The following is a 14096-nucleotide window of genomic DNA, read 5'->3' on the forward strand; positions in this document are numbered from 1 at the left end:
GGATGCGGGTGGACGGAGTGCTCGAACGCCGCGGGCGGACGCGGGCGGGCGGGACGCTCGAACGCCGCGGGCGTACAAGGTGGGTAGGACGCTCGAACCGCCGCTGGCGCACATGGGCGGGCAGGACGCTCGAACGCCGCAGGCGCTCGGGGTGCTTCAGCGTCGCGAGCATGTGAGCCGCAGGTGGGCGGGGCGCTAGAGCGCCGAGCGTGTGCAGGTGCAGGAGCCCAAGCGGGCGGGGCGCTTGAGCGCCCTGACCGTATCCGGGCGGCTGAACCGCGCAGGCGGTCGGGACGCTCGTGCGGCGCGCGGGTGGTCGGGCCGCACGAGCGCCGTGCAAGGTGGTCAAGGCGCTCGTGCACCGCGAACGTGCGCGGGTCGGCGGGATGCTTGAGCGCCGCGGGAGGACGCGGGGTCGGCAGGGCGCTCGTGCACCGCGAACGTGCGCGGGGTCGGCGGGATGCTTGAGCGCCGCGGGCGCACGCGGGGTGGACGGGACGCTCGAGTGCCGCGGGCGCACGCGGGGTGGGCGGGGCGCTTGAGCGCCCTGACCGTATCCGGCCGGCTGAGCTGCGCAGGCGGTCGGGCCGCACGACCGCCGCGCAGATGGTCGCCCCGCACGAGCGCCGCGCAAGGTGGTCGAGGCGCCCGTGCGCCGCGAACGTGCGCGGGGTGGGCGGGATGGTTGAGCCCGCGGGCGCACGCGGGGTGAGCGGGACGCTCAAGCGCCGCCGGCGCACGCGGGGTGGACGGGACGCTCAAGCGCCGCGAGCGCACGCGGCTGGGTGAACCACGCGGCCTAGGGCAGACGGACGGTCATCGTCCGTGTGGCGCCGGCCGCTCCAGCGACTGCTGCGGTGATCTCCAGGCCCACCAGCGTGCGGCGGGTGGTGACTCCCTCGTCGGCTCGCACGACGCGGGCACCAGGGAGCAGGACTCGCAGGCGGATGGTGGTGGCCAACTGGGTTGGGTCGGAGAGCGCGATCTCGAGGTCTCGGCCGCGGCGGTGCTGGATGACGGAGAGGGGGGTGTCGGCGAAGAGGTTGGCGACGTGGGTGGGGGTCCAGAAGTTGGCCAGCAGGAGATTGGTGTCGGCTACCGCTTGGACGTCGGAGGTGTTGGCGAGGACTCGGAGGCTGGCGGAGCGGGCGAGTTGCTGGGTGCGGGCGGGCGTGGCGCCGGGGGCGACCAGGTAGCTGTACGACGCGTCGACCGGGTCGACGCCGTGGTCGACGTACAGGGTGAGGTAGCGACGGGTGATCGGCGTGGTCGCGCCGCCGGTGTTCACGTCGCGCCAGGAGCCGGTGCGGGACTCCCGGAGAGCCTGGAGAGCGCTCCCTCCGGGGAACACGTAGCCGCCGACGCCTTCGAGGTGGGCCCAGCGGGCGCGCTTGATGGACGCCGTGTCGCCGAGTGAGGGGACCTCGACTCGGCCGTCGACGGTCAGGCGGTTGGTGCCCGCGGCGTGGAGGTTGCGGTTGTCGACGATGGTCTCGACGGCGTGGCCTGAAGAGCCGGTGATTCCGGCGCCGAGCGCGACGACGTACTCGTCGAGGCAGAACCACGACTTGCGGCCGCGCAGCGGCGAGACCGGGCCCTCGAAGTCCTGGCCGACGGCGGCGTAGCCGGAGAGGGTGGAACCGCCGACCCACGTGGCTGTGGGTCGCGCCGCGCCCCACTCGCCGCCGGCCTTCGGCGGCAGCGGGAGCTTGTCGACCGTGATGCCAGGCAGCCGATAGCGGTCGACGGTCGGCCAGAACGCGTCGGCGTACTGGCCGTTGTCGCGGTCGTACAGGTACGTCATGCCCGAGCCGGTGTGGTAGCCCTGGTCGTTCTCGCCGTTGCCGGCTTCGTAGTATGCGATGCGTTGGCTCGCCATCGAGATCGCGTAGGCCCAGCCGCGGCGCCGGTGGATCGAGCGGTCCATGCTCGCGAACAGCGTGTGCCCGTCCGGTTCGGCCGACGGCGTCACCCCGGCGAGCGACTTCACCAGCGCCACCCGCGGGATCGTTGCCCCGGTCAACATGTTGCCGTAGGTGTCGCGCTGCACCCATCCGGCGACGGCGGACCGCCACTGCGCAGCCAGCGCCGCGTCGACCCCACCGGCGAGCCGCAGGATCGCCTCGGCCGCGGTGTACCCGTCGTCGTGGTCGGACGCGTTCGAGCGCGACACCGCGCGGCCGCGGACGAAGTCGGTCATCCGCAGGTCGTGCACCACCGGCAGGTACGCCTTCGCGACCGAGTCGAACAGGATCTGCCGCTTCGGGTCCGTCACCTCCCACGGCGATCCGGCCAGCAGCCCGAGCAGCCGGCCGATCCCGCTCAGCAGCACGTGCCCGTAGGTCCCGGTGTAGGCGACCCACGTGTGCTGCACGAACGAGCCGTCGCGGTAGAACCCGTCGCCGGTCGTCACATACTGCCAGGTGTCACTCAGCCCGTCGCGGGCGTGCACGAGCATCGCCTCGTCCTCCGTGACGAGCGCGCGCACGATGATCGCCTGGCACAGGTCGACGCGGTTCGCGCCCGTCGAGAGAGCGCGGCGCGCGGGCGGGAACATGTAGTACGGATCCGGGACGAAGTGGTCGATCGCCGCGCAGTACCGGGCCCGCGCCTCGGCCGGGATCTCCTCGTACAGCAGGACCATCGTCGACGCGAGCGGCCGGGTCGCGCCGATCTCCCACGACCACCAGTTGCCGAACTCAACGAATCCGGCCTTGTAGATCAGGGTGTTCATCGACTCCAGAGCAGCCAGTACGTCGGCCAGCAGCGCCGGCGCCTGGTGGTACGCCGAACCGGGCGTCGCCCACGCCGTCGCCATCTGCTCCAGCCGCACGTAGGTGTTCGCGACCGACGGGTCGGCGGTCAGCGGCTGGTCAGTGAAGACGAGCTTCCGCCCGGCGGACCGGTCGAGCTTGGTGAGCGAGGACGCGACCGCGGTGTCGATGCGGCCGAGCGCGGCCTTGAAGTCGGGGTCGGCGGGGTCGATCACGTCCCGGCCGGTGAGGGCGGTCGCCCACTTGGTCCGCAGCGCGGCGAAGTCGGCGGGCGCGGCCGTCATCGCGAAGGCGGAGGCCGACGCGGCGGAGGCCGTCGACAGGTTCAGCGTAGTGACCGCGGCGGTGGCGGTCGAGAGGGTCAGGAAGGTCCGGCGTCGCACAATGTCTCCTCGGGGTCGGCGGGATCACTGTCGAACGAGTCTGGCCCTGGTCATACTCTTTGGCAAGAGATTCATTCTAATGACTTTCCGCGACGCCGCCGCTAAGCTCGCCTCCGTGAGCACAGAGCCGATCGCCCGCGGCCAGAAGGCGCGGCACCTCGCCGACGAGCTGCGCCGCGGGATCGCCGGCCTGCGCTGGCCCGGCGGGAAGCTGCCGACCGAGCAGCAGCTCGCCGACGAGCAGGGGGTCAGTCTCAACACCGTACGGCGTGCCGTCGACCTGCTCGTCCAGGACGGACTGGTGTACCGCCGGCAGGGCTCCGGGATGTACATCGCCGATCAGGTGGTCGGCCCGCTGGTCGGCGTCGCGGTCCCGTCGATGACGTACTACTTCCCGCGCATCATCGTCGGCATCGAGCGCGAGCTCGCCGAGCACGGCGGCCAGATGATGCTGCGCAGCACGGAGTGGGATCGGGCGGAAGAGCGCCGGGCGCTGGAGAGTCTGATCGCGGCGGGCGTCGCGGGGTTGATCGTCGCGCCGGACGAGCCGGCGCACCGCGGGGACGGGCCTGCGATCGGCAGCGGGTCTGTGGGCGGCAGCGGGTCTGTGGGCGGCAGCGGGTCTGTGGGCGGCAGCGGGTCTGCGGGCGACAGCGGGGTTCGCGAGAGCGGGATGCTCGAGGGCCTCGATCTTCCCGTGGTACTCGTCGAGCGCGGGCTCGAAGATCCGGCGACCGTGCACGAGTTCGTCGGCTCCAACCACGCGGCCGGGGCGCGTGCCGCCGTGCATCATCTGCGGCAGCTCGGCCACACGCGGATCGGGTACCTCGAACGGACCGGCCCGCACACAGCCCCGCAGGTGTACGCCGGGCTGAAGGAAGACGTCGTCCTGACCAGATCAGCCGAGCGCTGGACCACCGCGGATGCCGATCGCTTCCTCGACGATCTGCTCGCGGCAGGCGTCACCGGCGTGATCTGCTTCGCCGATCGCGAGGCGAACCTGCTGCTCACCGCCGCGCTCGCGCGAGGCATTCAAGTTCCCAAAGACCTGTCGGTGATCAGCTACGACGACGAGGTCGCGGATCTGTCCGACGTACCGCTGACCGCGGTGTCGCCGGCGAAGTCGGAGGTCGGGCGGCTCGCGGTGAACGTGCTCCGGGCGCGATTGAAAGATCCGGAGTCGCCACGTCAGCAGATCTCGCTCGTCCCGCGGCTGATCATCCGCGAGTCGACCGGCCCAGCGCCGCACTGAAAGCCGGCCCGGCGGCTCCGGCCTGGCGGCTCCGGCCCAGCGGCTCCCGTCTGGCGGCTCCGGCCCGGCGACTCCAGCTCGCGCGCTCCGGCCCAGCGGCTCCCGCCTGGCGGCTCCGGCCCAGCGACTCCAGCTCGCGCGCGCCGGCCCAGCGGCTCCGGCTCGCACGCCTACGAGCTGACCCGCGCAGGCTCCGTCGCCGAATCCCGCACGATCAACTGCGTCGCCAGCTCCACATGGTGCGAGTCCACCTTCTCCCCCGCCGCCAACTGCAGCGCCGTCCGCAACGCCACCGCACCCATCTCCCGAATCGGCTGCCGCACCGTCGTCAGCTGCGGTGAAGCCAACCGAGCGACCTGCGTGTCGTCGAAGCCGACCACACTCAAGTCCTCCGGCACCCGCAGCCCCCGCGCCCGCGCGGCCTCCATCGCGCCGAGCGCGACCTCGTCGCTCCCCGCGAAGATCGCCGTCGGCGGCTCCGGCAGGTCCAGCAACGCAGCGCCACCCGCGAGGCCGTCGTCGTACAGGAACTCCCGCAGCCACACGTACTCCTTCGGCACGGCGGCTCCGGCGGCGTCCATCGCGCCGCGGTAACCACTGAGACGCGCCTGGTTGCACCCCGACGTCGGCGGCCCGCCGAGGTAAGCGATCCGCCGGTGCCCGAGCGACAGCAGGTGTTGCGTCGCCGCCATCCCGCCCGCGAAGTTCGTCGACCCGACGCTCGTCACTTCAGGCTGTACGACGTTCATCGGGTCGACCACGACCAGCGGCAACCGCGCCCGCGAGAGCGCGGCCACATCGGCCGCGGTCAGCTCGGAGGTGATCCCGATGACCGCGCGCCGTCCGTTGGCCGTCATCTCGCGGATCCACGGTGCCGCGCGGCCGGGCGTCGACGCGGTCCGTCCCTGCGCCCGCTGCGGGTGCGCGCTCACCACCACGTCGACCTCGGCCGCCTGGCCGGCCTCGACGACGCCCTGGATCACCTCGAGCGAGTAGCTGTTGAGCACGCCCTGGTAGAACAGCTCGACCGCGGCGCGCTCGACCGCGGGCTCGGGCCGGCGGCCGACGTACTCGTGCTCGCGGAGCACCTCCTGCACCCGCGCGCGGGTCGACTCGGAGACGTCGCTGCGTCCGTTGAGCACCTTGGAGACCGTCGCGACCGAGACCCCGGCGGAGGCCGCGACGGTGGCCAGCGTGACCCGGCCTCTCAACGACGGCACCTGCTCACTCTCCTCCTGCTGCGCTGACGGGCGTCAGGCCGACGGGGGTGACCATCGTACGATCGTGCCCCACCACCCGGGTCGCCCCCGTGACCCGCACGGTACCCCGCGCGGGCAGGTCGATCGAGGAGGTTCCGGCGAGCAGCTCGATGTCGCCGGCCTCGACGATCCGGCGCAGGTCCGGTCCCGTGTACGCCGTCCGGTCGGCGTCGACCCGGAACGTCACGTCGACGGCGGCACCCGGCTCCAGCGACACCCGCGCGAACCCGATCAGCAGCTTCAGCGGCCGCGCGACCTGCGCGACCACGTCGTGCAGGTAGAGCTGCACGACCTCGTCGCCGGCCCGCTCGCCGGTGTTGCGGACCCGGACGGTCGCGGTCAGCTCGCCGTCGGTCGGGATCTCGGTCTCGCTCAGCCGCAGCTCTCCCACCGAGAAGCTCGTGTACGACGCCCCGAAGCCGAACGGGAACAGCGGGACGGTCTCCAGCCCGCTGATCCCCGCGCTCTCCACGCTCCCGAGCGCGGGCTGCAGGTAGGTACCGGGCTGCCCACCGACATGCCGCGGGATCTGCACCGGCAGCTTGCCGCCGGGCATCACACGCCCGCTCAGCACACCGGCGACCGCCGCGCCACCTTCCTGCCCGGGCATGAACGCCTGCACGAGCCCGGCAACGCGATCGGCGAAATCGCCCAGCGCGTACGGCCGGCCCGAGACAACCACCACGACCACCGGCGTACCGGTGTCGAGCAGCTGCTCCAGCAGCTCGGCCTGTACGCCGGGCAGCCGCAGGTCCTCGGCGTCGCAGCCCTCACCCGAGGAGCCGTGCCCGAACAGGCCGGACAGGTCGCCGACGTACGCCACGCAGAGGTCGGCGTCACGCGCCGCCTCGACCGCGGCCGCGAAGCCGGAGCGATCGTTGCCCTGCACCTCGCAACCAGGGGCGTGCAGCAACTCGGCGTCCGGGAACTCGTTGCGCAGGGCATCGAGTCCCGAGGGCACCTCGATGCCGAGGGCACGTTCCGGGTAGCGCGGGAGGACGTGGTTGGGGAAGGCGTAGCAGCCCATGAACGACTTGGGCTCGGCCGCGCACGGGCCGACCACTGCGACCTTTCCTGCGAAGGATCCGAGCGGCAGCGCCGTACCGGCGTCGAGCAGAACAACCGACCGCTCGGCGACCTCCCGCGCCAACTCGCGATTCCCAGAAGAGTTCAGCTCGACCGCCTGCACCGACGCCTCCGGCGTCCACTCCGCATCGAGCAGCCCGAGCTTCACCTTCTGCACCAGCAGCCGCCGAGCCGCCCGATCGATCAGCTCCTCCGGCACCTCACCCGACTCGACCCGCTTGATCAGCCCCTCGCCGAACCCGATCGTGTCCGGCAGCTCGACATCCGTACCAGCTGTCAGCGCCAGCACCCCGGCCGCATCGGTGTCCTCCGCAACCCGATGCATCGTCGCCAGGAACGGCACCGCCCAGTAGTCCGACACGACCGTCCCGTCGAACCCCCACTCCTCGCGCAGCAGCTCCGTGAACAGCCACGGATCCGCCCCCGCCGGCAGCCCGTCGAGATCGGAGTACGACGTCATCACCGACCCCGCGCCGCCGGTCGCGATCGCGGTCTCGAACGTCGGCAGGATGACGTCGAGCAGCTCCCGGCGCCCGATCGACACCGGCCCGTGGTTGCGCCCGGCCCGCGACGCCGAGTACCCGGCGAAATGCTTGAGCGTGGCAACGACCCCGGAGCTCTGCAGCCCGCGCACGTACGCCGAACCGACCATCGCGACCAGGTACGGGTCCTCGCCGATCGACTCCTCGACGCGACCCCAGCGATAGTCGCGCACGACATCGAGCACCGGTGACAACCCCTGGTGCACACCCGCCGCGGCCAAGTCCCGCCCGATCGCACTCGCCATCCGCTCGACGAGCTCGGGATCGAACGTCGCACCCCAGGCCAGCGCCGTCGGGTAGACGGTCGCGCCGTACGTCGTGAAGCCGGTGAGGCACTCCTCGTGCACCAGCGCCGGTACGCCGAGCCGCGAACCCTCGAGCACGATCCGGTGCTGCCGCACGACCTCGGCCGCACCCTCCGAGGCGGTCAGCGGAACGCTGCCCCAGACCCGCGTCAGGTGACCGAGCCCGTTGCGGCTCGCGTCCTCCAGCGAGACCGCGCCGCCCTCGGCGAACACGTCCTGCATCGGCGCCACGTTGTTCAGCGTCTCCTCGGCCGGGAGCTCCTGCGCCGTGGCCATGTCGTTGCCGATCCAGCGGCTGCCGAGCTGCGCGACCTTCTCCGGCAGCGTCATCGCCGCCAGCAGCAGCCCGGCTCGCTCCTCCGCCGTGAGCGCAGTGTCCAGCCACGGCCGATCGTCTCGAGCTGCCACGAAAGTCTCCTTCTTGATCGATCAAAGTCGGTGCAGATCTCGAAACATTTCGCTGTTCCGATCGGCATGTATCGCTAAGATTGCAGCCTGAAAGTCGAAAGTTTCAAGACCTTGACAGCCACATCACCGAAACCTACGTTACGAAACACAGTCTTAACCGCCGTGAAGTCATCGCGGCCAGGATTTCGGAGATCAGGGTGGATCCCATGACGACTTCTCGGCGTACGTTCCTCCGTCTGACCGGCGCCGGCGCCGTCGCGGCCGGGCTGGCCGCCTGCGGCACCTCCGGTCCGCAGAGCTCCGGCGGCTCGACCGGAAGCAGTGACGGCGCAGCCGGCACCACGACGTACTGGTTCCTCACCGGCCAGCCGCAGGAGGGCATCCGGGGCGCGCAGGTCAAGCGGTTCAACGACGCGAACTCGGGTTCGCAGATCAAGACCAACCAGTTCCAGAACGACGCGTTCAAGCAGAAGATCAAGACCGCGATCGGCGCCGGCCAGGGCCCGACGCTGATCTGGGGCTGGGGCGGCGGTGGCCTGAAGAGCTACGTCGACGCCAACCAGGTCGAGGACCTGACCAGCTGGTTCGGCCAGAACGCCGAGCTGAAGAACGGGATCTTCCCGTCCGCCTTCGGGGCCGCGACCGTGAACGGCAAGATCTACGCGATGCCGGTCGAGGCGACCACCCCGATCGTGCTGTTCTACAACAAGAAGGTGTTCGAGAAGGTCGGGGCCGAGCCGCCGAAGTCGTGGGGCGACATCATGAACCTGGTCCCGAAGTTCAACGAGGCCAAGATCGCGCCGTTCTCGCTCGGCGGCCAGTCGCGCTGGACCAACATGATGTGGCTGGAGTTCCTGTACGACCGGATCGGCGGCAGCGAGGTGTTCCAGAACATCTTCGACGGCAAGCCGAACGCCTGGTCCGACCCGTCGTCGCTGAAGGCGCTCGAGGAGGTCCAGAAACTGGTCAAGGCCAACGGTTTCATCAAGGGCTTCTCCTCGATCACCGCCGACTCCAACGCCGACCAGGCGCTGCTCTACACCGGCCGGGCCGCTATGATGCTGCACGGCGCCTGGACCTACGGCGGGATGAAGGCCGACGGCGGCGACTTCGTCACCGGTGGCCACCTGGGATACATGAATTTCCCGCCGGTCGAGGGCGGCAAGGGCGACCCGAGCAACTCGGTCGGCAACCCGGCGGCGTACCTGTCGATCTCGTCCAAGGCCAGCGACCAGGACAAGGAGACGGCGAAGAAGTTCCTCGCCAACAACACCCTCGACGACGCCTCGGTGGACGCCTGGGTCGGCGCCGGCAACATCCCGGTGGTCAAGAGCGCCGAGGCCAAGCTCGCCTCGGTGACCGACAAGAACGACGCCGAGTGGCTGAAGTTCGTCTACGACACCTCCAGCAAGGCCAAGTACTTCGGGCAGTCGTGGGACCAGGCGCTCAGCCCGACCCAGGCCGAGGCGCTGCTCGACAACATCGCCAAGCTGTTCCAGCTCTCGATCAGCCCGCAGCAGTTCGCCGACAGCATGAACGCGGTGATCGGGAAGTGACCACAGCCGCTCCCCCGGCCTCCGCGCGCAAGGTCGGGCGGAGCGGTCCGGTCGTGTGGATGGTGCTGCCCGCGCTGCTGATGTTCGCGGTCTTCGGGGTCGTGCCGCTGGTCGGCGTCCTGGTGCTGAGCTTCACCCAGTGGGACGGCCTCGGCGCGATCAACCCCGCCGGTCTGTCGAACTGGCGCACGGTGCTCAGCGACCCCGGCCTGCCGCACGCGCTGTTCGTGACGTTCGAGATCATGATCCTGTCCTGGCTCGTCCAGACCCCGCTGAGCCTGCTGCTCGGCGTCTTCCTGGCCGGCCGGCAGCGCTACCGCGCGTTCCTCGCCGTCCTGTACTTCGTGCCGCTGCTGCTCAGCTCGGCCGCGATCGCGATCACCTACAAGGCGCTGCTCGACCCGAACTTCGGCCTCGGCGCCGGCTTGCACATCGGCTTCCTGACCCAGGACTGGCTGGGCCGGGACAACCTCGCCCTCGGCGTGGTGATCTTCGTCGTGTCGTGGCAGTTCATCCCGTTCCACTCGCTGATCTACCAGGGCGGCGTCCGGCAGATCCCGACCACGATGTACGAGGCCGCCGCGATCGACGGCGCCGGGCGGGTCCGGCAGTTCTTCTCGATCACCGTGCCGCAGCTGAAGTACACGATCATCACCTCGTCGACGCTGATGGTGGTCGGGTCGCTGACCTTCTTCGACCTGATCTTCGTGCTCACCGCGGGCGGTCCGGGCGACGCGACCCGGGTGCTCGCGCTCGACATGTACAAGCGGGGATTCCAGGCCAACCTGATGGGACCGGCGAGCGTCATCGCGGTCCTGCTGGTGCTGATCGGACTCGCGCTGGCCCTGATCCTGCGCCGGCTCGGCGGCAGCACGACGGCCAGCCAGCAGGAAGGTGCGTGAGATGGCTGTGGTGACGAGCACCCGGGCCGCGGCCCGGCCGGTCAGCGGCAGTACGTCGTACGGGCGCAAGCTGCTCCGGCTGAACTGGCTCGGCGGGACCGCCGGGTGGGTGTGGCTGGCGATCGTGATCGTGCCGGTCTACTGGATCGTGGTCTCCTCGTTCAAGGACCAGAGCGCGTTCTTCAGCCAGAACCCGTTCGCGATCCCGGCCGAGCCGACGCTGGAGAACTACCGGCTGGTGATCGCGTCGGACTTCCCCCGGTACTTCCTGAACAGCGTGATCATCACCGCCGGCACGATCGTCCCGGCGGTCGCGATCGCCTTCATGGCGGCGTACGCGATCGTCCGTGGCGCCGGCAGCCGGTTCCTGGCCGGGGTGAACGGGTTGTTCCTGATGGGGCTGGCGATCCCGCTGCAGGCGACGATCATCCCGGTCTACCTGCTGATCATCAAGATGCACCTGTACGACAGCCTGCTGGCGATCATCCTGCCGTCGATCGCGTTCTCGATTCCGCTGTCGGTGCTGGTGCTGACCAACTTCATCCGCGACGTGCCCAAGGAACTGTTCGAGTCGATGCGCGTCGACGGCGCGACCGAATGGGGCATGCTGCGCAGCCTGGCGCTCCCGCTGACCCGGCCGGCGCTGGTCACCGTTGCCATCTACAACGGCCTCGGGGTCTGGAACGGCTTCCTGCTGCCACTGATCCTGACCCAGAGCCCCGACAAACGTCCCCTTCCGCTGGCGCTGTGGACCTTCCAGGGCCAGTACTCCGTCAACGTGCCGGCGGTGCTCGCCTCCGTCGTCCTGACCACGTTGCCGATCGTGATCCTGTACGCGATCGGTCGCCGGCAGCTGCTCAGCGGTCTGACCGCGGGCTTCAGCCGCTAACCCACCTTCTGAGAGGAACACCATGGATTTCGAGCCCACCCGGGATGACAAGTTCTCGTTCGGGCTGTGGACGGTCGGCTGGCAGGGCGTCGACGTGTTCGGCGGCGAGGTCCGCCCGGTGCTGGACCCGGCCGAGGCGGTGCACAAGCTCAGCGACCTCGGTGCCTACGGCATCACCTTCCACGACAACGACGTCTTCCCGTTCGGCAGTACGGCGGCCGAGCGCGACGCGCACCTGAAGCCGTTCCGGGCCGCGCTGGAGGAGACCGGGCTGAAGGTCCCGATGGTGACCACAAACCTGTTCTCGCACCCGGTCTTCCGCGACGGCGGTTTCACCAACAACGACCGGGACGTCCGCCGGTACGCGATCCGCAAGACCGCGGACCAGCTGGACCTGGCGGCCGAGCTCGGCGCGGAGACGTTCGTCGCGTGGGGCGGTCGCGAGGGCGCCGAGTCGGGGGCCGCCAAGGACGTGCGGGCGGCGCTCGATCGGTACAAGGAAGCCTTCGACATCCTCGGCTCGTACGCCGTCGAGCAGGGCTACGACATCCGGTTCGCGATCGAGCCGAAGCCGAACGAGCCGCGCGGCGACATCCTGCTCCCGACGATCGGGCACGCGCTGGCGTTCATCGAGTCGCTGGAGCACTCCGAGCGGGTCGGGCTGAACCCCGAGGTCGGGCACGAGGAGATGGCCGGGCTCAACTACGCGCACGGCATCGCGCAGGCGCTGTGGCACGGGAAGCTGTTCCACGCCGACCTGAACGGGCAGAACGGGCCGCGTTACGACCAGGACCTGCGCTTCGGCGCCGGGAACGCGCGCGGTGCGTTCTGGACGGTCGACGTACTGGAGCACGGCGGGTACGACGGCCCGCGGCACTTCGACTTCAAGCCGCCGCGGACCGAGGACCTGGACGGGGTCTGGGCGTCGGCGGCCGGGTGCATGCGGAACTACCTGATCCTGCGCGCGAAGGTCCGTGCCTTCCGCAACGACCCGGAGGTGCAGCAGGCGTTGCTCGACGCGCGGCTGGACCAGCTCGCGCAGCCGACGCTCGCTGCCGGGGAGTCGTTGGCGACGCTGCGCGCGGAGGACTTCGACCCGGAGGAGGCCGGGCGCCGCGGGATGGCGTTCGAGCAGCTCGACCAGTTGGCGATCGAGCACCTGTACGGCACCAGGTCCTGACCCTGGTGCTTCGCGTGGACCCTCCCTCCACCCGACCGGGCCCCGCGGCACTGCCGCGGGGCCCGGTCTTTTGCACTCCCCCGGCGCGGACTCGCCGGGGTTCAGGGGAGGATCAGGCGTGCCGGCGCCGGTAGACCGCCAGCGTGTAGGCACCGAGGATGACGACGGCCGCGCCGCCTCCGACGACCAGCGGGAGGTTGACCGTCGAGTTGCTTTCGGTCGTCACGTCGTACCCGCCCGCGGTGCCTCGAGCGTCGTACTGGCTGCCGGGCTGCTTGTCGGCGTAGCGGTCGGCGACCTTCTGCTGGTACGTGCCCAGGCTGACCGGCTTGCTCCCGATCGCCTCGGTCGCCGACGAGTTCAGCGCACGGACCTGATCGCCGGAGAGCGCGTACCAGGCTCCGATCTGCGGCTCGGTGAACAGCTGCGCGCCCTTCGCCGCGCCGGCCATCTTCGCCTCCGTGTTGCCGCTGGCAACGTTCACCGCCGACCACGTCCCGGCCGCGTCCGGCGCGGTGTAGACGGTCATCGCCGCCCCGCCCTTCGACGCCGACGTCGCGACGTACCAGAGCGACGCCACCTCGCCCGACTTGCCCGCAACGAACTCGGGGTTCAGCGCGTACACCGGTACGGCGTCCTGCTGCACCACCGTGCCGGCCTTCGCCGTGGCCTGCGGCAACCGCTGCGCCGCCTTCGCGATCAGCTGACCGGCCTGGGCCGAGTGCGCCGCCGCCTTCGCCGCCGCGAGATCCGGACCGGGCGCGGCAGCGCCCGCCGTACCGGCTGCTGTTGCCGCGAGCACCAGTCCGCCGACCAGCGCGCCCACCCACCGAAGCTTCCTCATCCTCAGGCTCCGATCCGGTAGAGGGAGTGCGTCCACTGGAACTGCGAGTTGTTCAGGTACCAGTTGTAGGTCGAGGTGTTGTAGCGCGGGTCCGAGCCCCACGGGTTGTAGTACTCGATCGTGGAGTTCGACGAGTCGTACCCGATGATGTCCATCATGTGACCGCCGCCGGACTTCCAGCCGATCCGCGTCATCACCGGGCGGTTGGCGTTGATCTCGGTCTGCAGGGTGGCGAAGCTCAGCGTGCTGCTGACGTAGCTGCCCTGGCTGATCCCGATCGTCCGGAACGCGCGCTGGTCGTTGGCCAGCGTGGCCTGGTCGTTCGGGCAGGCGGCGTTCTGGTTGTAGCCGAAGGCCATGTTGCAGAACTGGTTCTGCGAGTAGGTCTTGCCGTAGTACTTGGCGATGCTGTTGCCGGTCGCGGCCCAGCACCAGTTCGACTTCTCCTGGGCCTGGCCGTTCACGTCGAGGTAGCGGCTGGCGGCGACCTGCTGCGCGACCGGGGCGACCGGGAGCGGCGCGGCGGCCGCCGCCGTGATCGGGACGAGCGGTGCCAACCCGGCGATCGTTGCCACGAGCCATGACCAGCGGCGGTGCGTGCTGACCCTCCTCATGGGGCCTCCTTCTCTGGGGCGGGTGAGGCCACTCATCGTGATCACCCGCTCACACCGGAGCAAGCGGTCCGGGCGGCCCGGCGTACACGGTGTGAACGCGGT

The 14096-nt window shown here is 70.3% G+C and carries 10 protein-coding genes; 5 read left to right on the forward strand and 5 right to left on the reverse strand.

The genetic code is table 11. The annotated features are described in order from the left end of the window. Positions 1-799: 799 nt before the first annotated feature. Positions 800-3157: a polysaccharide lyase 8 family protein gene (locus ACZ6Z4_RS14000; RefSeq protein ID WP_465562616.1), complete on the reverse strand. Its 2358-nt coding sequence runs from the start codon at positions 3155-3157 to the stop codon at positions 800-802. 115 nt (positions 3158-3272) lie between these two features. On the opposite strand from ACZ6Z4_RS14000, the gene ACZ6Z4_RS14005 reads away from it, so the two are divergent. Beyond that, on the forward strand, positions 3273-4409 hold the full coding sequence (locus ACZ6Z4_RS14005) for a GntR family transcriptional regulator (RefSeq protein ID WP_465562617.1): 1137 nt from the start codon (positions 3273-3275) through the stop codon (positions 4407-4409). A 170-nt stretch (positions 4410-4579) separates the two neighbouring features. On the opposite strand, the gene ACZ6Z4_RS14010 is transcribed toward ACZ6Z4_RS14005, so the two are convergent. Then, positions 4580-5629, reverse strand: coding sequence for a LacI family DNA-binding transcriptional regulator (locus tag ACZ6Z4_RS14010; RefSeq protein WP_465562619.1), 1050 nt, complete (start codon positions 5627-5629; stop codon positions 4580-4582). Positions 5630-5633: 4 nt separating this feature from the next. Beyond that, positions 5634-8009 (reverse strand): beta-glucosidase, encoded by a 2376-nt coding sequence (locus tag ACZ6Z4_RS14015; protein WP_465562621.1) that lies wholly within the window; start codon positions 8007-8009, stop codon positions 5634-5636. Between the two features lie 206 nt (positions 8010-8215). Here ACZ6Z4_RS14015 and ACZ6Z4_RS14020 point away from each other — a divergent pair, with 206 nt between their 5' ends. From ACZ6Z4_RS14020 to xylA, 4 genes are read left to right on the forward strand one after another with little or no spacing between them, the layout of a single operon-like run. Beyond that, positions 8216-9565: an extracellular solute-binding protein gene (locus ACZ6Z4_RS14020; protein ID WP_465562623.1), complete on the forward strand. Its 1350-nt coding sequence runs from the start codon at positions 8216-8218 to the stop codon at positions 9563-9565. Continuing rightward, on the forward strand, positions 9562-10467 hold the full coding sequence (locus ACZ6Z4_RS14025; RefSeq protein ID WP_465562624.1) for a carbohydrate ABC transporter permease: 906 nt from the start codon (positions 9562-9564) through the stop codon (positions 10465-10467). Before ACZ6Z4_RS14020 ends, ACZ6Z4_RS14025 begins: the two co-directional genes overlap by 4 nt. A gap of 1 nt (position 10468) precedes the next feature. Further along, on the forward strand, positions 10469-11356 hold the full coding sequence (locus tag ACZ6Z4_RS14030; RefSeq protein ID WP_465562625.1) for a carbohydrate ABC transporter permease: 888 nt from the start codon (positions 10469-10471) through the stop codon (positions 11354-11356). A 22-nt stretch (positions 11357-11378) separates the two neighbouring features. Then, positions 11379-12536, forward strand: coding sequence for a xylose isomerase (gene xylA / locus ACZ6Z4_RS14035; protein WP_363668904.1), 1158 nt, complete (start codon positions 11379-11381; stop codon positions 12534-12536). A gap of 112 nt (positions 12537-12648) precedes the next feature. On the opposite strand, the gene ACZ6Z4_RS14040 is transcribed toward xylA, so the two are convergent. Together ACZ6Z4_RS14040 and ACZ6Z4_RS14045 are read right to left on the reverse strand one after the other, a co-directional pair. After that, positions 12649-13380, reverse strand: coding sequence for a hypothetical protein (locus ACZ6Z4_RS14040; protein ID WP_465562627.1), 732 nt, complete (start codon positions 13378-13380; stop codon positions 12649-12651). A gap of 2 nt (positions 13381-13382) precedes the next feature. Next, positions 13383-13994, reverse strand: coding sequence for a papain-like cysteine protease family protein (locus ACZ6Z4_RS14045; protein WP_465562629.1), 612 nt, complete (start codon positions 13992-13994; stop codon positions 13383-13385). Positions 13995-14096: the final 102 nt, after the last annotated feature.

This window comes from Kribbella sp. NPDC104740, assembly GCF_055583505.1.

What these genes read in the sequence shown, in the direction of transcription:
- ACZ6Z4_RS14045 (WP_465562629.1), bottom strand. Translation starts at nt 13,994, where the DNA reads ATGAGGAGGGTCAGCACGCACCGCCGCTGGTCATGGCTCGTGGCAACG.
- xylA (WP_363668904.1), top strand. Translation starts at nt 11,379, where the DNA reads ATGGATTTCGAGCCCACCCGGGATGACAAGTTCTCGTTCGGGCTGTGG.
- ACZ6Z4_RS14040 (WP_465562627.1), bottom strand. Translation starts at nt 13,380, where the DNA reads ATGAGGAAGCTTCGGTGGGTGGGCGCGCTGGTCGGCGGACTGGTGCTC.
- ACZ6Z4_RS14020 (WP_465562623.1), top strand. Translation starts at nt 8,216, where the DNA reads ATGACGACTTCTCGGCGTACGTTCCTCCGTCTGACCGGCGCCGGCGCC.
- ACZ6Z4_RS14030 (WP_465562625.1), top strand. Translation starts at nt 10,469, where the DNA reads ATGGCTGTGGTGACGAGCACCCGGGCCGCGGCCCGGCCGGTCAGCGGC.